Here is a 21,128-nt window from a genome sequence, read left to right as displayed (position 1 = left end):
CTCAGTCCGCGAACAGGCGGGCGTCGGCGGCGTTCCAGCTCAGCCGGACGCGTTCGCCGATGACCGGCTCATGGGCCATCGGCGCGCCCGCGGGAAGCCGGACATTGACCTGCGCCCCCCAGCCGGTCGTCACCGCGAAGTGGAAGGTCTCGCCGATGAAGGTCGCATCGGACAGGGTGGCGTCGATGCCCGGACCGGCCGCCGGCACCGGTGCGGCGAGCTGCAGCCGGTCGGGGCGGATCATCAGCCGCGCGGCGGTGCCGGAGGAAGCGGCTGCGTGCAGCGGAATGTCCGCGCAGCCGCTGCCATCGGGAAAGACGATGTCGGCACGCACGTCCCGCCGGGCGGCGATGGTGCAGTCGAGGAAGTTGGAATGGCCGACGAAGCCGGCCACGAAGCGGGTGTGCGGCGCGTCGTAGAGGTCGCGTCCCTTGCCCACCTGCTCGATGCGCCCATGGTTGAACAGCGCCACCCGGTCGGAAAGGCTCAGCGCCTCCTCCTGGTCGTGCGTGACATAGAGGATGGTCACGCCGGTCTCGCGATGGATGCGGCGGATCTCGGCCTGGATCTCCTCGCGTAGCTTCTTGTCGAGCGCCGAGAGCGGCTCGTCCATCAGCAGCAGCGGGGGATCGTAGGCGAGCGCGCGGGCGAGCGCGACACGCTGCTGCTGGCCGCCCGAGAGCTGGGCCGGCATGCGGTCGGCGAAGCGCTCCAGCCGCACCAGCGCCAGCATCTCCTCGACCTTGCGGGAGACCTCCGCGCCGGACCGCCGCCGCACGCGCAGGGGAAAGGCGACGTTCTCGGCGACGCTGAGATGGGGGAACAGCGTATAGCGCTGGAACACCATGCCGATGTTCCGCCTGTTCGACGGCTCGGCAAGGATGCTGCGTCCGTCGAGGCGGATGTCGCCGCCGGTCGGCTCGAAGAAGCCGGCGATCATGTAGAGCGTGGTGCTCTTGCCGGAGCCGGACGGGCCGAGGAAGGTCATGAACTCGCCCCGGGCGATCTCCAGCGAGACGTCGGAGACGGCGGCGACATTGCCGAAGCTCTTGGACACGCCACGTATGTCGAGAAAGGTCATGAGCGGGCGTCCTTGCGCAGGAGGGCGGCGAGCGCCATGAGGGCGGCGGTCAGGGCGATGAGGATCGTCGAGACGGCGGCGATGACCGGCGAGAGGTCCTGCCGCAGCGTGCCGAAGATGCGTACCGGCAGGGTCTGGAGGTCCGGGCTCGCCATGAAGATGGCGATGACCACCTCGTCCCAGGAGGCGAGGAAGGAGAAGATCGCCGCGCTGACGAGGCCGAGGCGGATGCCGGGCAGGGTGACGCGGATCTTGGCTTCCAGCGGGCTGGCGCCGCAGACGATGGCGGCGGTCTCGATGTCGCGGTCGAAGCGCTCCAGCGCGTTAGAGATGGCGATGATCGAGAAGGGCAGCGCGATGACCAGGTGCGCCAGCACGAAGCCGACGAAGGTGCCGTTGAGATGGAGGCGCAGGAAGAAGGCGTAGAGCGCCACCGCCAGCACCACCACCGGCAGGATCATCGGGGTGAGGAACAGCGCGCGCAGCGCCTCCCGGCCGCGGAAGGTGCCGCGCGTGAGGCCGAAGGAGGCCATCAGCCCGATCAGAACCGACAGCACGGTGACGACGGCGGCGATCTGGAAGCTGGTGAGGAAGGAGGCGATCCATTCGGGATCGTCGAACAGCTCCTCGTACCAGCGCAGCGTCCAGCCGGGCGGCGGGAACTGCAGCCATTGCGAGGAACCGAAGGACAGCGCGACGATGAGCAGGATCGGCAGCAGCAGATAGGCGCCGACCAGCAGCGCGATGAGGATGAGGGCGACGCGCCAGCCGCCGAGACGGGAAAAATCGAGCAGCATGGGTCAGCTCCTTGCCTGTCCGAAGCCGAAGAAGCGCAGCTGGACGAGATAGATGGCGAGCGTGATGGTCAGCAGGATCAGCGCCGCGGCCCCCGCCAGTCCCCAGTCGAGCAGCGACTGTACGAGCTGGGCGATCAGCTCCGCCAGCATCATGTTGGAGGTGCCGCCCAGCAGCGCCGGGGTGATGAAGTAGCCGAGCGACATGACGAACACCATCAGCGCGCCGGCGGCGATGCCGGAGGCGGTGAGCGGCAGCATCACCCGCGTGAAGGCCTGCCAACGGCTCGCCCCGCACAGCGCCGCCGCCTGGAACACGGTGGGGTCGATGGAGCGGATGGTGGCGTGCAGCGGCAGGATCATGAAGGGCAGCATGATGTAGGTCATGCCGATGGTGACGCCGACGAGGTTGTTGATCAGCGGCAGCGGCCCGGAGATGAGCCCGAGGTCGATCAGCGTGCGGTTGATGATGCCCGTGCGCTGGAGCAGCACCATCCAGGCATAGGTGCGCGCCAGCAGGTTGGTCCACATCGACAGGATGACGATGGCGAACAGGAGGCGCGACCAGAATCCCGGTGCGATGGCGAGGAACCACGCCACCGGGAAACCCAGCAGCACGGTCACCACCGTCACCGTGCCGGCGACGAGGAAGGTGTTGCCGAGCACCTTCAGATAGGTGGTGGAGGCGAAGAAGGCCTCATAGTTCTGCAGACCCGGCTGCGGCTCCAGCACGCTGCGCAGCAGGAGCGCGAGCACCGGCAGCACGAAGACGAACACCACCAGCGCCAGGGCCGGCGTCACCGGCGCGAAACCGCGGGCGGCGCGGCGCGACGAGGCGGATGGCGCGTGCGGAGCGGTGCTGGTCGTGGCGTCGGTCACGGTCATGGGCGCTCGTCGAAAGGGCTCGAAGGCGATCCGGCCCTTGGAACCGGGCCGGGAAGGCGATGGATGCCCGCGCGTCGGCACGGGCATCGCGGCGTGATGAATGCTTGCCGGCCTACTGAGCCTGCCAAGCGTACCAGCGCTTGCCGATCTCGTCGCGGTGCGCGGCCCAGTACCCCATGTCGAGGTTGATCTGCGAGGCGGTGTGCTGGTCCGGCAGATCGGCGGCGACATTCTTCGGCATGAGGGCCGGCGACTTCAGGTTGATGGGCGCGTAGCCGCTGTCGGTGGCGAAGCTTGCCTGGCCTTCGGGGCTGGTCGCCTCGGCGAGGAACTTCATCGCCGCCTCCTTGTTCTTCGAACCCTTCGGCACCACCAGCATGTCGGCGGCGGTCAGGTTCTGCTCCCAGGAGATGCCGACCTTGGTGCCGCCCTGCTCGAGCGCGAAGAGGCGCCCGTTCCAGAACTGGCCGATCGGCGCCTCGCCGGAAGCGAGAAGCTGCTGCGACTGCGCGCCGGTGCCCCACCAGACGATGTCCGCCTTGATGGTGTCGAGCTTCTTGAAGGCGCGGTCGAGGTCGAGCGGATAGAGCTTGTCGGCCGGCACGCCGTCGGCCAACAGCGCGATCTCCAGCACGCCCGGGGTGGACCATTTGTAGAAGGTACGCTTGCCGGGGAAGGTCTTGGTGTCGAACACGTCGGCCCAGCTCTTGGGTGCCTTCTCGCCGAAACTGGCCGGATTGAAGCCGAGCACGAAGGAGTAATAGAAGCTTCCCACGGCCATGTCGGAGACGAAGCGCGGATCGAGGTCCGCGCGCTGGACCACGCTGAAGTCGATCGGTTCCAGGAGCCCGTCCTTGGCGGCCGCGGCGGCGAAGTCGCCATCGACGTCGACGACGTCCCAGCTGACATTGCCGCTCTCGACCATGGCCTTGAATTTTCCGTAGTCGGTCGGCCCGTCCTGCTTCACGGCAATGCCGGTCTTCTTGGTGAAGGGCACGGCCCAGCTCTGCTTCTGGGCGTCCTGCGTGGTGCCGCCCCAGCTGGTGAAGACGATGGAGCCGGACTGGGCGATGCCGAGGCCTGCGCCGGCGACGAGCGCACCGAGGGCCAGACCTCCGATCCAGCCGATCTTGGACGTGCGAGACATGTTATTCCCCTGTGGTTCTCTGGTTGTGTTCGGCACGCGGCGCGTTTTCGCGCTCTCGTCTTAGGGCAGCGGCGAGAAGGAGGTGGGCAGGAGAATCTTGTTCTCCATCACCTCGATCAGCGCCTGAATCTTGGGGCCGAAGGCCTGCCACGCCGGATCCGCGGCGAGCCTGGCACGGCGAGCCACGCGGTCGTCGAGGCTCGCATAGGCCCAGATATGAACGATCTCGTTGAGCGGGCCGATCTCGCTGGTGAAGTAGCCCACCAGCTGGCCGAGATGGCTTTTCTGGATGGCGATGCCTTCCTCCTCGACCAGCTTCACATAAGCCGGCGTGGCGCCGGTCTTCAGCCGGTAGGTGCGCATCTCGTAGAGCATGGCGGGTCTCCTCAGCGCATCACGAAGGGATCGGCGATGGGCTCGTCCGAGGTGCGGATCCAGACCGATTTGGTGCGGGTGTAGTCGCGGATGGATTCCGCTCCCGCCTCACGGCCGAGGCCGGACTGGCCGTAGCCGCCGAAGGGCACGATGGGCGAGACGGCCCGGTAGGTGTTCACCCAGACGATGCCGGCGTGCAGGCGGCGGATCATCCTGTGCGCCCGCGTGAGGCTGGCGGTGAAGACGCCCGAGGCCAGGCCGAAGGCGGTGTCGTTCGCCAGCGCCACCGCCTCTTCCTCGTCGTCGAAAGCGATCACGCTGAGTACCGGGCCGAACAGCTCCTCGGCGGCGCAGGGCACCTCGTTGCCCGCGCAGAGCAGGATCGTCGGCTCGTAGTAGTTGCCGGTGGGATGCGATTCCGGCCGGCGTCCGCCGGTGACGAGGCGCGCCCCGGCGGCTATGCTCGCCGCCACCGTGGCCTCGATATGGGCGAGCTGCCGTCCGGTGGCGAGCGGCCCCATCTCGGTGGCGCGATCCTGCGGGTTGCCGATGCGGATCAGCCGGGCCTTTTCCGCGAGGATGGCGAGCATCCGGTCGCGGACGGAGCGCTGGACCAGCAGGCGCGAGCCGGCGACGCAGCTCTGGCCGGAGGCGGCGAAGATGCCGGCGATGACCGCGTTGGCGGTGCTGTCGAGATCGGCGTCCTCGAAGACCAGCACCGGCGACTTGCCGCCGAGTTCCAGCGTCGTGTAGGCGAGATTTTCGGCGGTGTTGCGTACCACGTGGCGGGCGGTGGACGGGCCGCCGGTGAAGGCGACGCGCGCGACGAGCGGATGGGCGGTCAGCGTGCGTCCGCATTCCTCGCCGAAGCCGGTGATGATGTTGACCACGCCGGGCGGAAAACCGGCCTCGTGCACCAGCCGGGCCATGGCGAGAAGCGGCGCGGGGCCGTCTTCGGAGGCTTTCAGCACCACGGTGCAGCCGGCCGCGAGGGCGGGGCCCAGCTTCACCGCCGCCAGCATGAGCTGGGAGTTCCACGGCACCACGGCGGCGACGACGCCGATCGGCTCGCGGCGCACATAGGCTTCCATGTCCGCCTTGTCGACGGGCAGGTGGGCGCCTTCGAGCTTGTCGGCGAGGCCGCCGAAATAGCGATAATATTCCGCGACATAGCCGATCTGGGCGCTGGTCTCGCGGATGATCTTGCCGGTGTCGCGGGTCTCCAGCGCGGCAAGCTCGGCGGCGTTGGTCGCGATGAGGTCGCCGAGTCTCGTGAGCAGCTTGCCCCGCTGGGTGGCGGTAAGCTCGGCCCAGGCGGAATCGTTGAGCGCGCGGTGGGCCGCCCGCACGGCACGGTCGACATCGGCGGCGTCGGCGGCGGGCATGCGGGCCCAGGCCTCGCCGCTGGCCGGATCGGTGCTTTCGAAGGTGGCGCCCGCCTCGACGAAGGCGCCGTCGATATAGAGCTTGAAATCGTGCGTGCTCATCAGGTGTCTCACGCGTAGGCCGGTTCGAAGGCGGGCATGACGTGGCGGATGAAGAGGTCGAGCGACTTCTTCTTGCGGGCGTGGCTGATGCCGCCGTCAATCCAGATGGAAAACTGGTCGAACCCTTGCGCCTCGTAGTCCTTCAGCCGTGCGATCACGTCCTCGGGTTGGCCGAGAACCACGTTCTTGCGCACGATATCCGGGGCGTATTGCGGGTAGGCGGCGCATTCCTCGGCGGTGAGCGGTTCCATGATGGCCTGCCGGATCGGCCGCTTATTGGCAAACCAGGCGCCGAACAGGCAGTAGAAATCGGAAAGATCCTGGCTGAGCGCCTGCGTCTCGGCCTCCGAGTCCGTAACGAAGGTGTGCTGGAGCAGCATGATCTTCGGGCGCGGCACCTCGGGGTGATTGGCCACCGCCGTGTTGAAGCGCTCCATCAGGCTCACCACCTCGCCGTCGCCGGCGGCCAGCGGCGTGACCTGCACGTTGCAGCCGCTCTCTACGGCGAAGTCGTGGCTGTTGGGGTCGCGCGCCGCGATCCAGACCGGCGGGCCGCCGGCCTGTACGGGTTTCGGCGAGGCGGTGGAGGTGGGGAAGGACCAGAACTGCCCTTCATGGGCGTAGTCGCCTTCCCAGAGCTTCTTGACCGCCGGCACCAGCTCGCGCATGCGCTGCCCGGCGCCCATGGCGTCGAGGCCCGGCAGCATGCGCTCATATTCGAAGGCATAGGCGCCGCGGGCGACGCCGAGGTCGAGCCGGCCGTTGCAGGCGACGTCCATCATCGCGGCCTCGCCGGCGAGGCGGATAGGGTTCCAGAACGGCGCCACCACGTTGCCGGTGCCGAGCCGGATCGTCGAGGTGCGGGCGGCCAGGTGCGCGAGCTGGATGAAGGGGTTGGGCGCGATGGTGAACTCCATCGCGTGGTGCTCGCCGATCCATACCGTCTCGAAGCCGGCGGCCTCGGCGGTCAGGGCCAGTTCCTCCAGCTCGTCGAAGAGACGGCGGTGGGGGATGGACGGATCGGAACGCTCCATGTGGACGAAGAGGGAGAATTTCATGATCGTCGGGTCCCCGGTTCTGTCTCAGGCGTGGGCGGCGAGCGGGTGGACGGTGCCTCGCTCGGCATCGCCCACATAGATGCCGAAGGCGTCTTCACTGCGCTCGCGCACGAAGCGGGCGAGCATGGACCGCGTTGCCTCGTCCGGCAGGCGCGGCCATTCGATGGCGTCGAACGGCACGAGCCGGGCGCCGGCTTCCGGGTGCGGAACGCCTTCGAACGTGCCACGGTAATAGATGGAGACGGCGGCCTGGCCGCTCCCCGCTTCCGGCGTCTCGAACACGGCGAAGAGGAAGCCGAGCCGGCCCTCGACGCCGAGCCGGGCCAGCGCGCCCTTGAGGCTGCGCGGATTGCCGGTCGGCTCCAGGCAGGTGCCGGCGGGAAGGTCGAGCCCGCCCTTGCCGTCCTCGACCAGCAGCACCGCGCCGTCCCTCTCAAGAATGGCGCCGACGCGGGCCGGCTCGTCGCGCTTCGCCAGCGCCTGCTGGCCGAGGGCGAAGTCGACATAGGCGCCCCGGCAATAGCCGAGCGGCGGCGAGGCGGTGGCGCCGAAGCCGGCGACCTCGCCGATCAGGATCACATGGTCGCCGGCCTCGACGAGGCTGTGGCGGCGGCAGTCGAACCAGGCGCTCGCGCCCTCGATGACCGGACTGCCCGCCGGCCCGATATGCCAGCGGCTGGCGCCGAACTTGTCGGCCGATTTGGAAGCGAAAAGCGCGGAGACGTCCTTCTGCGCCGCCGCCAGCACCGACACGGCGAAGGTCTCGGCGCTGCCGAACACCGGAAAGCTCGATGCCGTCTTCGCGATGCAGACGAGGAGGAGGGGCGGGTCGAGCGAGACCGAGGTGAAGGAATTGGCGGTGAAGCCGCGCATCTCGCCGGCGGCGTTGCGCGTGGTCACCACCGTCACCCCGGTGACGAAGGCGCCCAGCGCCTGGCGGAACGCCTTCGGGTCGAAGGGTGTGGGCGCCACCTCCTGCAGGAAGGCGAGAAGACGCTGGTTCACCGCTTCCGGCGCGGTGAGGTTCATCATGTGGCGGGCCTCCGCCAGCACCTCCGCGCGCCCCTGCGGTGCGAGGCGGGCCATCGCCTCCGACATGGAGGGGGTCGAATTCGGATCGCCGTCCGCCGTCATGAACAGCGCCGGCACGGCCAGCGTGGCAAGGCGGTCGCGATGCGCCTCGTCGGAGGCGGCGAAGAGTGCGTAGGTGCGCGCATAGCCGACCGGGTCGCAGCTGGCGAGCAGGCCGGCGACACGCGCGGCCGTGGCTTCCAGCTCTTCCGGCACCGGTTCGCCGAACCAGCGGCGCACGGCGGCCTCGTGCGAGGCGGAGCTGCCTTCCTCGGCAAGGATGGCGGCGCGCTCCGAAACGGCCAGGCGCTGTTCCTGCGTGCGGCAGAACACGGCGTTGAGGGCGACGACGCCGAGCACCCGCGCGGGATGGGAAAGCGCGACTTCCAGCGCCACCAGGGCGCCCATGGAATGGCCGATGACCACCGCCGCCGGAATCGCCAGCGCGTCCAGAAGGGCGATGACATGGCTGGCGTAGTCGGCGAGGCACGCATCTTCCGGCGGCAGGCTGGAGCCGCCATGGCCGGGCATGTCGAGCGTGATCACATCGTAGCGGGAGGCGAGAGTCTCGATCTGCGGTTCCCACACATCCAGCGCCATGCCGACGCCGTGGATGAGAACCACCGGCACGCCACCCGCCGCTCCATCGCGCCGGTAGCGGATGCGGGCGGGCCGGCCGTCACGGCCGACATAGGCGGCGACACGCATTTCAGACATGAGCGGCGCCCAGCTCCTGCGTGCTGCCCAGCTCCTTCAGGTCCTGGTAGCGGTCGCCGATGCGGTGATGCGGGCGCCCGCCGATGGAGGCGCCGAGCGCGACGACGATCTCGTCCGGCGCTGGGGCGTCGAGGATCGAGAACTGGATGGTCAGGTAGTGCGAGCGGCGCCCCTCGTCGAGCTTGTCCATCAGCGGGATCACGATCGGGGTGTTGGGGCCGCCGCGCGTGTTGGTGAAGGCGAGGTAGCTCTTGGCGCCCACGGCCTTGCGGTAGTGATTGCCGAAGCGAAGCGTGTGGATCAGCGCGGAAGCATGCTCCACCTCGCCCGAGGTGCCGACGATGGCGGCCTTGCCATAGCCTTCCACCGCCTCGCCCGAACCCGCGAGCTTCAGGACTTCCTCCGTCAGCAGGGCGCCGAGCTGAGGGGCGATGTCATGGATCTCGGGCCTCAGGTCCTCGACGAAGCCGCGACCGGCCCAGGGGTTGGTCAGCACCGCCGCCGCGGCGTGCATGCGCAGCGGGGTCGTGGCGGCACGTCCGCCCTCGATCAGCGTGGTCTCGGAGTAGGTGACGAGCTTCCTGAGCTGCAGAGGCATGACGCGAATTCCACGTTGGCGGCGCCCGTTCCGGCGCCCTATCTATCGTTTATCGTAAGATGGTATACCATAAGACATCCGAGTCAATTGTCATGACGCGCGACACGGGCGACAAGAGGACGGGATGGAGACGACGATGGTCGCGATGACGGAATCGAACGGCGCCGGGGATGCGATGGCTGGGGAAGAGATGAAGGTGGAGCGGTCCGTCGCGACCCTGCGCAGCCTCACGCTCGAAAAAATGCGGGATGCGATCCTCGATTTTCGTTTCCGCCCGGGCGAGCGGCTGGTGGAACGTACCCTGTGCGAGCGGCTGGGGGTGAGCCGTAGCGTCGTGCGCGAGGTGCTTCGCCATCTGGAGGCGGAAGGACTGGTTGAGACCATTCCGCACCAGGGGCCGGCGGTGGCCAAGCCCAATCCGTCGCAGGCGGCGCAGATCTACGAGATCCGGGGGTTGCTGGAGAGCGAGGCGGCGCGCGCCTGCGCGCTCAAGGCCGACGCGGCGGCGATCGCCGAACTGGGGCGCATGATCGACATCATCGATGCGGCCTTCCGCGTCGGCAGCCCGCGCGAGTTGCTGAGGGCGACGACGGATTTCTATGAGAAGCTGTTCATCGCGGCGGGCAAGGAGGTTGCGTGGGACGTGGTGCGTTCGCTCAACGCCCGTATCAGCCATCTGCGCGGCATGACCACCGCGGCGGAAGGGCGCCATGAGGCCGCCATCGGCGAGATGCGCCGGCTGCACGACGCGATCCGCCGTCACGACGGCGACGCCGCTTATGCGGCGAGCCGCGATCACGTGGCGACCGTCGCCCGCCTCGCCGACGCGATCCTCGGCGATTTCTGATCTCCCCGATCACGGCGGATGGGCGGAGCGGGGGCACCCGCACGCGGCTCCCGGGCCCCGGCCGGTGCCATTCCGTCGGGCGCCGCTCATCTAATGGGCAGCGCGTGCCTGAAAGTTGGAAGCCACCCGTCCAACAATCGGTACGCCCATAGACAAGTCTGCCGGACCCCGCCTGCGTAAGACTTTTCTCCTCGGTCCCCGTCACCGTGCCCACCGGCACGCGGAAGCAGAGGAGAAGGTTCAGTGGCACTCAATCTCGACACGCATTTCGGCGGGCGCCGCATGTCCGTCGCCGCCCGTCTCCGGTCCGCGCTCTTCGGCGTGCTGGGCCTCGCCGTCGCCGTCGGCGGCATGACGGCCGGCCTGCCGCAGAAGGCCGAGGCGGCCGCCCCCGAAGCCTGCGCCGCCCTGCAGGCGAAATACCCCGCCCTGAAGGGCAAGACGCTGGTCAACGCCATCAACCCGCACACGCCGGGCTACGAGACCATCGATCCGAACGACCCGACCAAGTATATCGGCTTCGACATCGATCTCGGCGAGGCCATCGGCGAGTGCCTCGGCTTCAAGCTGACCTACAAGCCGGTCACCTTCGCCGCCCTGCTGACCACCCTTCAGGCCGGTCAGGCCGATATCGTCATCTCCGACATCTACGCGACCAAGGAGCGCGCCAAGGCGGCTGATTTCATCACCTATCTCAAGGTGTTCGACGGAGTGCTGGTCGCCAAGGGCAATCCGAAGGGCATCAACGGCATCAATCTGTCGCTCTGCGGCGCGGTGGCGGCGGAGAACACCGGCTATGTCGAGGTGCCGCTGATCCAGGCGCTGGAGGCCGAGTGCAAGGCGGCCGGCAAGCCGGTGCCGGAGATCCAGCTCTACGACAACAACGCGAACTGTATCCAGGCGATCCTCTCCGGCCGCGCCGACACCTACATCAACGACGTCAACACCGTCGACGGCGCGGTGAAGGCCTATCCCGACAAGCTGGAGAAGGCGACGGCGGTCACGCTGCCCTATTCCGTCGGCATCGCCGTGCCGCGCAACAATCTGGAGTTCCGCGACGCGGTGATGGCGGCGCTGGTCGAGATCCAGAAGACCGGCCTGCAGGCCGAGCTGATGAAGAAGTGGAACCTGCCGGCCGAGCAGCTTGAGACCCCCAAGCTCGTGCTCGCCGACTGACGTCCCGCGATGACGGGGGCGGGCGCGGCGACCCCGCGGCCGCCCTCTCCGACAGAGCGCGGAAAGGCCGATGGATCTCTTCCTCCACTATCTCAGCATGCCGTATCTCCTCGACGGGGTCGGCTACACGCTGCTGATCACGGTGCTCGGCCTCCTGGGCGGGCTCGTCATGGGCGTGGTGCTCGCCGCCATGCAGCTCAGCCGCTTCCGCGCCCTGGCGGTCATCGCGCGCGGCTATTCGATCATCTTCCGCGGCACGCCGCTGATCCTGCAGATGGTCTTCTGCTACAACGCCCTGCCGCTCATCGGCATCAAGCTCACCGCCATCTCCGCCGCCGGCCTCGCGCTGGCGCTCAACGAAGCGCCGTTCATCGCCGAGATCCTGCGCTCCAACGTGCTGGGCGTCGATCGCGGGCAGGTGAGCGCCGGGCAGGCGCTGGGCATGACGCCGGCCGCCATCATGCGCCGGGTGATCGCGCCGCAGGCCATCCGCTCCATGGTGCCCGCGCTCGGCAACGAGGCGGTGAGCGCGCTGAAGAACTCCTCGCTCGCCTCCGTCGTGGCGGTGCAGGAGCTCACCCTGCGCTCGACGCAGCTCGCCTCCGCGACCTTCGACTTCTTCTCCATCTTCTTCGCCTCCGGCCTCATGTATCTGGTGCTGACCGGCGCCATCGCGGTGATCCAGATCGTCGTCGAGATGCTGCTCGACCTCGACCGGCCGCCGCCGAGGGAGCAGCTCCGGCGCTTCCTGCTTGCGCTGCTGCCCGGCCGTGCTGCGCCGGAGCCGGCCGGTGCCGCGGGTACTGTCCCTCCCGATGTCGCCGGGGAAATCCTCAAGGAGATCGCCGTCGATCCGCTGCCGCCGGCATCGCCCAAGGCCGCGCTGGCGCGGCCGGACCGGGAGGCCCGCGCCCGCCGTCTCGCCGGCAACAACGTCGCGGTCGAGGTGAAGGAGCTGCGCAAGAACTATGGCCGCCAGACCGTTCTGGACGGCATCGACCTGACGGTCCGTGCCGGCGAGGTCGTGGCGCTGCTGGGCCCCAGCGGCTCCGGCAAGAGCACGCTGCTGCGCTGCATCAACCGGCTGGAAGGCTGGGAGGGCGGCACCATCCGCGTCGGCGGCCGCTTCCTCGGCACCGACGAGGGCGGGCGGGCGCTGTCGCCGCGCGCGACGGCGCAGATGCGCGCCGGCGTCGGCGTCGGCATGGTGTTCCAGCAATTCAATCTCTTCGGCCACCTGACCGCGCGGGAGAACATCGCCGGGCCGCTGCGCTGGGTGCAGGGCCTGTCGCGGCTCGATGCCGACCGCCGCGCGCAGGAATTGCTGGAGCGCGTCGGCCTCGCCCACCGCGCCGATGCCCTGCCGCGCCATCTCTCCGGCGGCCAGCAGCAGCGCGTCGCCATCGCCCGGGCGGTGGCGCCGGGGCCGAGCGTGCTGCTGCTCGACGAGCCGACCTCCGCGCTCGATCCCGAACTCGTGGGCGAGGTGCTGGAGGTCATCCGCCGCCTCGCCGTCGAGGACGGGCTGGCGATGATCATCTCCACCCACCAGCTGCATTTCGCCGGCGAGGTGGCCGACCGGATCGTCTTCCTGGCCGGCGGGTCGATCGTCGAGGAAGGACCGGCCGACCGGGTCCTCAACCAGCCGCGCCATCCGCTCACGGCCCGTTTCCTCAGCACCATGGCCGCCGAATAGCCCGGCGGCGCACCCCGGCACGCCGGGGCCAGGCACTCCCTCCAATCGAGGTTCGACATGACCAAGCATCACCTGCCCGCCACGCCCGACACCGTCCACTGGGGCTATTTCAGCAAGACCCTCGAACCGGTCCTCACGCTGAAATCCGGCGAGCGGGCGGTGATCGAGACCATCACCCATCACGCCAATGACGACTATGAGCGCATGATCGCCGGAGACCCGGCGGCGGAGGAGATCTTCCACTGGTCGAAGGATCGCAAGACCCTGCGCCGGCGCGGCGCCGGCCCCACGGACGGGGCGCTCACCTACGGCTCCGGCGAAGGGCTCGGCGTGCACCTGCTCACCGGTCCCATCGCCATCGAGGGTGCCGAGCCGGGCGACATCATCGAGGTGCGCATCCTTGATGCGTGGCCGCGTCCCAGTGCCAACCCGGCCTATCAGGGGCGCTTCTTCGGCTCCAATCCCGCCGCCAACTGGGGCTTCCAGTACAAGGACCTGATCGAGGAGCCGAAACCGCGCGAGGTCGTCACCATCTATGAGCTCGACATGGGAGAGGCGTCGGTGAAGGCGCTCTATTCCTATCTCTGGACGCCGCAGACCGACCCGGACGGCATCGTGCACCCGACCATCGACTATCCCGGCGTTCGCGTCGACCACGACACCATCGTCAAGAAGGAAGGCATCCTGTCGGGGATCAAGGTGCCGGCGCGACTGCATTTCGGCACGATGGGCCTCGCCCCGGCCGAGGCGGATTTCGTCTCGACCATCCCGCCGAACTACACGGGCGGCAACATGGACGACTGGCGCATCGCCAGGGGCGCGCGCATGTACTACCCCGTCGCCGTGCCCGGCGGCCTGTTCTCCTGCGGCGACGCCCACGCCTCGCAGGGCGACAGCGAGCTCTCCGGCACCGCGATCGAGATCTCGCTCACCGGCGAGTTCGAGTTCATCCTGCACAAGAAGGCGGACCTCGGGGGCACCATCCTCGAGGGGCTGAATCACCCGTTGCTCGAAAACGAGGACGTCTGGTCGGTCTACGGCTTCAGCGTGACCAACTATCTGGCCGAGCTCGGCCCCGACCACCAGCACGAGATCCTCAAGCGTTCCAGCCTCGACAACGCGATGCGCGACGCCTTCCGCAAGCTGCGCCGGTTCCTCATGACGACGCAGAAGCTCTCCGAGGACGAGGCGATCTCGCTGATGTCGGTTGCCGCCGATTTCGCCGTCACCCAGGTGGTGGACGCGAATTGGGGCGTCACCGGCTCGATCCGCAAGAGCCTCTTCGCGGGTCGTTGAGGGGCATCCCCGGGGGCGGGCACGGCCGCTCTCGGGCCGCCTTCCAAGGCATGATCCTTGCTTGAACGGGCCTTCATGCCGAGGTCCGAACCATGAATGCCCAGCCGTTCACGAGCGAGTCCTATTCCGGGGACGCGCGCGAGCGCGCCTGGCAGGACGTGCTCGCCGGCTTCGGGCTGCAATCGCTCGGCGTGCGCGCCGGCTCGCCCGCGCACGCCACGGCGCTCTCGCGCCTGTCCTCGCTCGGGGTGCGGCTGGGTACGCTCTCTGCCGATGCGCAGGTGCTGCGGCCCCTGCCGACGCGGACCGGCCTGCCGCTTCTGCTGCTGCCGGTCGGGAACAGCACCGTTCTCGTCACGGGCGGCGAGCCGCAGATCGTTCCCGCCGGACAGGTCATCCTCGCGCCGCGCGCCGCGGACTGGCAGGTGCAGTTCCAGCGCGGCCTGCGCGCGCTCGTGCTCTCGGTGCCGGCGGAGGCGTTCCGCGGCCGCAAGGCGGCCCCGCTCGCCGCCTGCTCGCCGCGCGTCTTCGAGGCCGACGGGCTGCCGGACATCCTGGCCCACACCGTCCAGGCCGCCACGACGGCGCTCGACCGGCTCTCCGAGCCCGAATGGGAGGCGGTGGCGCAGAGCGCGGCCGAGCTTCTTCTCGCCCTCTCGGGGGAGCTCGCGACGACGAGCGCCGATCCGTCATCGAGCCGCGCGGCGCTGCTCCAGCGCCTCTACGCGACCATCGAGCGGAGCATCGGCAGCGAGGACGTCTCGATCGCCGATGTGGCGCAGGCCGAAGGCATCTCCGAGCGCTATCTCCAGAAGCTGTTCGAGGGCACGGGCGAGAGCTTCAGCCATTACGTGCGGGAGCGGCGCCTGCAGCGCGCCTGGCATGATCTCGCCAATCCCGCCGAGGCGGCGGTGCCGATCTCCGACGTCGCCTATCGCTACGGCTTCGCCGACTCGGCGCATTTCAGCCGCCTGTTCCGCGAGCGCTTCGGCCTCCCCCCGCGCGAGCTGCGCCGGCGCGAGGCCGACAGGCAGGGCCAGGGCGCCCTGCCGAGCGGGCAGCGCGGCTGGCCGCAGGAGGCGCTGGTCCAGCTGCGCGCGCGCCAGACGAAATCCGAGCCCGACACCCGCCGGAGCGTCGTTCCCGTGAGCGGCGAGCCGGACGCGACGCCGCAGACGCCGGCCCGCCATTATCTGCCGGTGCACGCCCAGCACGTGCACTGGGGCTATTTCAGCCGTTCGCTCAAGCCGCTGATCGAGATCGCCTCCGGCGATATCGTCACCGTGGAGACGCTGACCCAGCACGCCTCCGACGACCCCGAGCGCATGATCGAGGGCGATGCCGGGGCGGAAAGCGTCTTCCACTGGACGCGCACCGCCAAGGCGGTGGACCGGCGCGGCGCCGGCCCGCTCGACGCCTCGGTGTTCGGGCGCGGGGCGGGGGAAGGCTTCGGCGTGCACATCTGCACCGGCCCCATCGCGGTGCGCGGCGCCCAGCCCGGCGACGTGCTGGAAGTCCATATCCTCGATATCGAGCCGCGCCCCTCGCGCCATCCCGCCCATGCCGGGCGGGTCTTCGGCAGCAGCGTCGCCGCGTGGTGGGGCTTCCACTATTCCGAGTTCCTCAGCGAGCCGCATCCGCGCGAGACGGTGACGATCTACGAGATCATGGCCGATGCGGACGAGCCCTATGCGCAGGCGGTGCACGCCTATCGCTGGGAGCCGCAGACCGACCCGTTCGGCGTCCGCCACGTTCTCTACGATTATCCCGGCGTGCCCGTCCGCCCCGGCACGGTGACGCCGCAGACGCGCGTGCTGGAGGGCGTGCGCATCCCGCTGCGCCCGCATTTCGGCGTCATCGCCGTCGCTCCCCGCGAGGCCGATCTCGTCGATTCCGTTCCGCCGGCCTATTTCGGCGGCAATCTCGACAATTGGCGGCTTGGCAAGGGTGCGACGGTCTACCTGCCGGTGTCCGTCCCCGGCGCCCTGCTGTCGGTCGGGGATCCGCACGCCGCGCAGGGCGACGGCGAATTGTCGGGCACGGCGATCGAGTGCTCGATGACCGGCACCTTCCGCGTGGTGCTGCACAAGAAGGCCGACGTCGCCGGCACGTTGCTGGCCGATCTGACCTATCCGCTGATCGAGACGCCGGACGACTGGATACTGACCGGTTTCAGCCACCCCAATTACCTCGCCGAGTTCGGCGCCGACGGCCAGAGCGAGGTCTACGCCAAGTCCTCGCTCGACCTCGCCATGCGCGACGCCTTCCGCAAGGTGCGGCGCTTCCTGATGACGACGAAGGGGCTGAGCGAGGATGAGGCGATCGCCCTGATGTCGGCGGCCGTCGATTTCGGCATCACCCAGGTGGTGGACGGCAACTGGGGCGTCCACGCCATCCTGAGCAAGCGGCTCTTCCCGGACCGGGCGTGAAAGAAAGAGGCCGGGCTCCTTGCGGGACCCGGCCACAGGTTGGTCGCCCTCGGGAGGGACCAGCTCAGCCCACCGCGTAGGGGCGGTGGAGCTTCACATCGGGATTGAGCCGCACGCCGAAGCCGGGCTTGTCGAGCACGCCCGCCTTCATCCGCCCGTTCACCGGCACCGGCTCGTCGAGCAGCAGCGGCGTGAACATCGGCACCACCTGGTCGGGCACCGGATGCATCATCAGGAACTCGGCGAAGGGCGAGTTCTGGCGGGTGATGACGAAGTGGTAGCTGTAGACCGACGAGCCGTGCGGCACGACGAGCGTCGAATGGGCGTCGGCGAGCGCCGAGATCTTGATCAGCTCGGTGATGCCGCCGCACCAGCCGACATCCGGCTGGATGATGTCGCAGCAGCCCATTTCCAGCAGCATGCGGAAGCCCCAGCGGGTGGCCTCGTGCTCGCCGGTGGTCACCAGCATGCCCTTGGGCGCGTTCCTGCGCAGCTCGGCATAGCCCCAGTAATCGTCCGGCGAGAGGCATTCCTCGATCCACTTCAGCCCGTATTCGTGGGCCTTGTGGGCGAGGCGGGTCGCGTAGTTGAGGTCGAGGCTCATCCAGCAGTCGAACATCAGCCAGAAGTCGTCGCCGCAGCGCTCGCGCATGGTGGCGAGCTCCTCGATGTTCGCCCGCAGCCCTTCCTCGCCCTCGGCGGGAACGTGGTGGAGGGGCATCTTGCCGCCGATGAAGCCCATTTTCTTGGCGAGGTCGGGCCGCGCGCCGGTGGCGTAGAACTGCAGCTCGTCGCGCACCGGGCCGCCGAGCAGCGCGTGCACCGGCTCGCCGCGCACCTTGGCGAGCAGGTCCCACAGCGCGAGGTCGACGCCGGAGATGGTGTTCAGCACCACGCCCTTGCGGCCGTAATACTGGGTGGCGAAATACATCTGGTCCCAGATCTTCTCGATCTCGGTGACCTGCCGGCCGATCAGGAAGCGCGCGAGGTGCTTCTCGACGATGAAGGCGCCGATCTCGCCCGCCGTGGTGACGGCGAAGCCCACCGTGCCGTCGGAGGCCTCGATCTCGACGACCAGCGTGCCGAGCACGTTGATGCCGAAGCTCTGCCGGCTCTGGCGGTACTCGGGATACTTGCCCATCGGCGTGCCGATGTGGTCGTCGATCCAGTGGCCGGCGCCCTGATCGTGGTAGTCGGCGCCGCCGCCCCGGACGGTGAAGGCGCGCACGGCCTTGATGGTCGGCATGGACATGATGTGTCGAGCTCCCGGAAGGTGGAACCCGCGGCAGCGCTGCCGCCGCGGGGAAGAAGGTTCAGCGGCCCGAGGCCTCGGCGGCGCGCGTCTCGCGCCCGATGCCCACCGCCGCGAGGGCGAAGACCAGCACCGCGCCGATGAGGGTGGTGATCGCGAGCAGATAGAGGCCGGCCGAGGTCGAGGCGAAGGTGGCCTCGGCCCAGGTCTTCACGTTCGGGGCGATGAAGCCGCCGACATTGCCCAGCGAGTTGATCAGCGCGATGCCGCCGGCCGCCGCCACGCCGCCGAGATAGCCGGTCGGCAGGGTCCAGAAGATCGGCTGCACCGAGATGAAGCCGGCCGCCGCGAAGCACAGGGCGATCAGCGACAGCGCCGGCGAGTTGCTGGCCACCGAGGCGGCGATGCCGATGGCGCACACCACCAGGATGCCGCCGGCGAACAGCCGCCGCTCGCCGGTGCGGTCGGACCAGCGCGGCAGGAAGTAGGTCGCGACCATCGCGCAGATCCACGGAATGGCGGTGACGAGGCCGACGGTGAAGCCGACATTGGTGCCGAGCAGCCCGGCCACCTGGCTCGGCAGGTAGAACACCACGCCGTACACGCTCATCTGGATGATCAGGTAGATCAGCGAGAAATAGAGCACCCGGCCGTTCTTCAGCGCCGCCAGCGTGCCGCGGGGCCCGTGCGCCTGCTTGGCGCTGTCCTCGTTCGCGAGCGCCTGGTCGAGCACCGCCTTCTCCTCGCCGCTCAGCCATTTGGCGTCCTTCGGCTTGTTGTCGAGGTAGAAGTAGGCGAAGACGCCGACGATGGAGGCGAGCAGCCCCTCGATCAGGAACATCCACTGCCAGCCATGCAGGCCGCCCAGCCCCTGGAACTCCAGCAGCAGGCCGGAGAGCGGCGAGCCGAAGATGAAGGCGAGCGGCGCGCCGAAATAGAACAGGCCCATGGCCCGGCCGCGCGCGAAGGAGGGGAACCAGTAGGTCAGGTAGAGGATCACGCCCGGGAAGAAGCCGGCCTCGGCGATGCCGAGCAGAACGCGCAGGACGTAGAAGGTGATCTCGTTATGGGCGAACATCATCGCCGCCGAGATCAGCCCCCAGGTAATCATGATGCGCGCCATCCAGATCTTGGCGCCGACACGGTGCATGATCAGGTTCGAGGGGACCTCGAACAGCGCATAGCCGAGAAAGAAGATGCTGGCGCCGAGCGCGAAGGCGGCGTCGGAGATGCCGGTGTCGGCCTGGAAGGCCTTCTTGGCGAAGCCGACATTGGCCCGGTCCAGGAAGGCGAGCACATACATCAGCAGCAGGAACGGCAGCAGCCGCTTGGTGACCTTGTCGATGGTCGCCGCGAGCGTGGGCGATATGGTGGGCATGCGGGTTTCCTCCCCCGACGCGTGGACAAGCGCCGCCTTTGGCGGCCGCGCCTGCGGCCACCGGCGATCTTCTTCATCGAAATTGGACAGCGCCGCGGGCAGGCCGCGCCGGCTATCGTCAGTACACGGCGCGCCCGCCGGAAATGTCGAACACGGCGCCGGTCGAGAAGGCGCAGTCCTCGGAGGACAGCCACGAGATCAGCGCGGCGGCCTCGTCGACCTGCAGGAACCGGTTCATCGGGATCTTCGACAGCATGAAGTCGATGTGTTCCTGCTTCATCTGGTTGAAGATCTCGGTCTTCGCCGCCGCCGGGGTGATGGCGTTGACGAGGATGTTGCTCGTCGCCAGCTCCTTGCCGAGCGACTTGGTCAGCCCGATCAGCCCCGCCTTCGACGCCGAATAGTGGGAGGCGTTCGGGTTGCCTTCCTTGCCGGCGATGGAGGCGACGTTGACGATGCGGCCCCAGCCGTTCTTCAGCAGGTGCGGCACCACCGCCTTGCAGGTCAGGAACGGCCCCACGAGGTTGACGTCGACGACGCGGCGCCAGGTGTCAGTGTCGAGCTCCCAGAGCTTGCCGTTGCCGCCGGTGATGCCGGCATTGTTGACGAGGATGTCGATCTTGCCGTGCACGCCCGCGGTCGCCTCGGCGGCGGCGGTGACGGAGGCCTCGTCGGTCAGCTCGACGACATGGGTCGACACCTTGCCGTGCGCGCCGAGGGCGGCGGCCGCCTCGTCGAGGCGCGCGGCGTCGATGTCCCACAGCGCCACCGAGGCGCCGGAGTTCAGCATGCGCTCGGCGGTGGCGTAGCCGATGCCGCGGGCGCCGCCGGTGACGATAGCGACGCGGCCCTTGAGATCGATGTTGTTCATGACGCTAGCTGCTCACTCTCACGCGGCCGGGACGGTCGTCTGCTTCTGCTCGCCGAGGCCGTCGATGAACAGGTGCATGGTCTGGCCGGCCTTGAGATAGACCGGCGGCTTCTGGCCGAGGCCGACGCCCGGCGGCGTGCCGGTGGAGATGATGTCGCCCGGCTGCAGGCTCATGAACCGGCTGATGTAGGAGACGATGGTCGGCACGTCGAAGATCATCGTGCGCGTCGAGCCGTTCTGGTAGCGCTTGCCGTCGACCTCCAGCCACATGTCGAGCACGTGCGGGTCGGGAATCTCGTCGGTGGTCACCAGCCAGGGACCGACCGGGCCGAAGGTGTCGCAGCCCTTGCCCTTGTCCCACTGGCCGCCATGCTCGAGCTGGAAGGCGCGCTCGGAGACATCGTTGACGATGCAGTAGCCGGCGACGTGCTCGTAGGCGTTTTCCTTCGAGACGTATTTGGCGGCCTTGCCGATGACGATGCCGAGCTCGACTTCCCAGTCGGTCTTCTGCGAGCCGCGCGGGATCTCGACATGGTCGTAGGGGCCGACGATGCAGTTGGTCGGCTTCATGAAGAGCACCGGCTCCTCGGGGATCGGCATGCCGGATTCGGCGGCGTGGTCGGTGTAGTTGAGGCCGACGCAGACGAACTTGCCGACCCCGCCGACGCAGGCGCCGAAGCGCGGCGCGCCGCTCACGGCCGGAAGCGTCTTCGGATCGAGCCCGCGCAGGCGAGCCAGCCCTTCGGGGAGCAGCGTGTCGCCGGCAATGTCGGGAACCACCGCGGACAGGTCGCGCAGCACGCCCTGATCGTCGATCAGACCGGGGCGCTCGCGCCCGAACTCACCATAGCGAACCAGTTTCATCCCGAGGTTCCTCCTTGCCTGAGGCTGCCGCCATTGAACGGCAGCTATTCTTGGCCGAAAGCCCTAGCGGTAAAGCCGATAACTGGGTAATGAAAAGTCTGACTTG

The 21,128-nt window shown here is 68.6% G+C and carries 18 protein-coding genes; 5 read left to right on the top strand and 13 right to left on the bottom strand.

Features of this window, described 5'->3' with window-relative positions; all coding sequences use genetic code 11:
• Window position 1 precedes the first annotated feature (1 nt).
• From STARVERO_RS18240 to STARVERO_RS18200, 9 genes are all read right to left on the bottom strand, one after another.
• Window positions 2-1,081, bottom strand: coding sequence for an ABC transporter ATP-binding protein (locus STARVERO_RS18240; RefSeq protein WP_159600584.1), 1,080 nt, complete (start codon window positions 1,079-1,081; stop codon window positions 2-4).
• Window positions 1,078-1,878 carry an ABC transporter permease gene (locus tag STARVERO_RS18235; RefSeq protein WP_144341163.1) on the bottom strand — a complete coding sequence of 267 codons (801 nt, stop codon included), beginning with the start codon at window positions 1,876-1,878 and terminating at the stop codon, window positions 1,078-1,080. Before STARVERO_RS18235 ends, STARVERO_RS18240 begins: the two co-directional genes overlap by 4 nt.
• A 3-nt stretch (window positions 1,879-1,881) precedes the next feature.
• A complete protein-coding gene (locus tag STARVERO_RS18230) occupies window positions 1,882-2,760 on the bottom strand; it encodes an ABC transporter permease (protein WP_144341162.1) in 879 nt (292 codons plus the stop codon).
• 112 nt (window positions 2,761-2,872) lie between these two features.
• Window positions 2,873-3,907, bottom strand: a complete 1,035-nt coding sequence (locus STARVERO_RS18225; RefSeq protein ID WP_144341161.1) for an ABC transporter substrate-binding protein — start codon at window positions 3,905-3,907, stop codon at window positions 2,873-2,875.
• Window positions 3,908-3,967: 60 nt separating this feature from the next.
• Complete coding sequence (locus tag STARVERO_RS18220) at window positions 3,968-4,282, bottom strand: NIPSNAP family protein (protein ID WP_159600582.1); 315 nt, start codon at window positions 4,280-4,282, stop codon at window positions 3,968-3,970.
• 11 nt (window positions 4,283-4,293) lie between these two features.
• Window positions 4,294-5,769 carry an aldehyde dehydrogenase gene (locus tag STARVERO_RS18215; RefSeq protein WP_159600580.1) on the bottom strand — a complete coding sequence of 492 codons (1,476 nt, stop codon included), beginning with the start codon at window positions 5,767-5,769 and terminating at the stop codon, window positions 4,294-4,296.
• A gap of 8 nt (window positions 5,770-5,777) precedes the next feature.
• On the bottom strand, window positions 5,778-6,827 hold the full coding sequence (locus STARVERO_RS18210; RefSeq protein WP_159600578.1) for an LLM class flavin-dependent oxidoreductase: 1,050 nt from the start codon (window positions 6,825-6,827) through the stop codon (window positions 5,778-5,780).
• 24 nt (window positions 6,828-6,851) lie between these two features.
• Window positions 6,852-8,615 (bottom strand): alpha/beta fold hydrolase, encoded by a 1,764-nt coding sequence (locus STARVERO_RS18205; protein ID WP_159600576.1) that lies wholly within the window; start codon window positions 8,613-8,615, stop codon window positions 6,852-6,854.
• Window positions 8,608-9,213: an amino acid synthesis family protein gene (locus STARVERO_RS18200; protein ID WP_159600574.1), complete on the bottom strand. Its 606-nt coding sequence runs from the start codon at window positions 9,211-9,213 to the stop codon at window positions 8,608-8,610. Before STARVERO_RS18200 ends, STARVERO_RS18205 begins: the two co-directional genes overlap by 8 nt.
• A 136-nt stretch (window positions 9,214-9,349) precedes the next feature.
• Here STARVERO_RS18200 and STARVERO_RS18195 point away from each other — a divergent pair, with 136 nt between their 5' ends.
• The 5 genes from STARVERO_RS18195 to STARVERO_RS18175 all read left to right on the top strand — a co-directional run bounded on the left by STARVERO_RS18195 (window position 9,350) and on the right by STARVERO_RS18175 (window position 16,657).
• On the top strand, window positions 9,350-10,060 hold the full coding sequence (locus STARVERO_RS18195; protein ID WP_159601886.1) for a GntR family transcriptional regulator: 711 nt from the start codon (window positions 9,350-9,352) through the stop codon (window positions 10,058-10,060).
• 282 nt (window positions 10,061-10,342) lie between these two features.
• Window positions 10,343-11,236, top strand: coding sequence for an ABC transporter substrate-binding protein (locus STARVERO_RS18190; protein WP_144342008.1), 894 nt, complete (start codon window positions 10,343-10,345; stop codon window positions 11,234-11,236).
• Window positions 11,237-11,306: 70 nt separating this feature from the next.
• Entirely contained in the window at window positions 11,307-12,932 is a 1,626-nt protein-coding gene (locus STARVERO_RS18185; protein WP_159600572.1) for an amino acid ABC transporter permease/ATP-binding protein, read from the top strand.
• Window positions 12,933-12,989: 57 nt separating this feature from the next.
• Entirely contained in the window at window positions 12,990-14,228 is a 1,239-nt protein-coding gene (locus STARVERO_RS18180) for an acetamidase/formamidase family protein (RefSeq protein WP_159600570.1), read from the top strand.
• 92 nt (window positions 14,229-14,320) lie between these two features.
• Window positions 14,321-16,657, top strand: a complete 2,337-nt coding sequence (locus STARVERO_RS18175; protein WP_159600568.1) for an acetamidase/formamidase family protein — start codon at window positions 14,321-14,323, stop codon at window positions 16,655-16,657.
• 64 nt (window positions 16,658-16,721) lie between these two features.
• On the opposite strand, the gene rhmD is transcribed toward STARVERO_RS18175, so the two are convergent.
• The 4 genes from rhmD to STARVERO_RS18155 form a co-directional block, all read right to left on the bottom strand.
• On the bottom strand, window positions 16,722-17,909 hold the full coding sequence (rhmD, locus tag STARVERO_RS18170) for an L-rhamnonate dehydratase (protein WP_144341152.1): 1,188 nt from the start codon (window positions 17,907-17,909) through the stop codon (window positions 16,722-16,724).
• A 61-nt stretch (window positions 17,910-17,970) separates the two neighbouring features.
• Window positions 17,971-19,287, bottom strand: a complete 1,317-nt coding sequence (locus STARVERO_RS18165; RefSeq protein WP_159600566.1) for an MFS transporter — start codon at window positions 19,285-19,287, stop codon at window positions 17,971-17,973.
• Window positions 19,288-19,405: 118 nt separating this feature from the next.
• Complete coding sequence (locus STARVERO_RS18160) at window positions 19,406-20,158, bottom strand: SDR family NAD(P)-dependent oxidoreductase (protein ID WP_159600564.1); 753 nt, start codon at window positions 20,156-20,158, stop codon at window positions 19,406-19,408.
• A gap of 18 nt (window positions 20,159-20,176) precedes the next feature.
• Window positions 20,177-21,022: a fumarylacetoacetate hydrolase family protein gene (locus tag STARVERO_RS18155; RefSeq protein WP_159600562.1), complete on the bottom strand. Its 846-nt coding sequence runs from the start codon at window positions 21,020-21,022 to the stop codon at window positions 20,177-20,179.
• Window positions 21,023-21,128: the final 106 nt, after the last annotated feature.

Origin of the sequence: Starkeya nomas (assembly GCF_902703545.1) — a bacterium.
Lineage (GTDB): Bacteria > Pseudomonadota > Alphaproteobacteria > Rhizobiales > Xanthobacteraceae > Ancylobacter > Ancylobacter moscoviensis.
The sequence above is the reverse complement of the archived record's forward strand: the minus strand, read 5'-3'. Positions and strand labels throughout refer to the sequence as shown.